The following is a 452-nucleotide window of genomic DNA, read 5'->3' on the forward strand; positions in this document are numbered from 1 at the left end:
CCCGTCAAACCATGGAAGCCGGGGGTACCTGAAGTCTGTGACCGCAAGGAGCGGCCTAGGGTAAATCTGGTAACTAGGGTTAAGTCGTAACAAGGTAGCCGTACCGGAAGGTGTGGCTGGAACACCTCCTTTCTGGAGATAATTTTTATAGTGAGGTTTTAGACTCACTTTTTACCTTTTAGTACTATTCATAATTTACAGCGTCAAGCAATCCGTAATAGATGCTAGACAAATAGATAATAGACCATTAGAAAATAATCTAAGAATCTAAGAATCTAAAAGTCTAATAATCTAACGGGGAGACACTGCAACAGTCCCGTAGCTCAGTTGGTTAGAGCACTACACTGATAATGTAGGGGTCGGCAGTTCAAGTCTGCCCGGGACTACCATTACTAGACAAATAGAAATTAGATAATAGATTATTAGATGAAAATCTCTAAGTCTCACATCTA

The 452-nt window shown here is 40.9% G+C and carries 1 tRNA gene and 1 rRNA gene; both read left to right on the forward strand.

The features are described 5' to 3' along the window. Nucleotides 1-132: ribosomal RNA gene (locus FNN09_RS20935) — 16S ribosomal RNA — on the forward strand; the annotation flags it as partial. 180 nt (nucleotides 133-312) lie between these two features. Further along, a tRNA-Ile gene (locus FNN09_RS20940) sits at nucleotides 313-389 on the forward strand. Nucleotides 390-452: the final 63 nt, after the last annotated feature.

This window comes from Carboxylicivirga sp. M1479, from assembly GCF_007097485.1.
Taxonomy (GTDB): domain Bacteria; phylum Bacteroidota; class Bacteroidia; order Bacteroidales; family Marinilabiliaceae; genus Carboxylicivirga.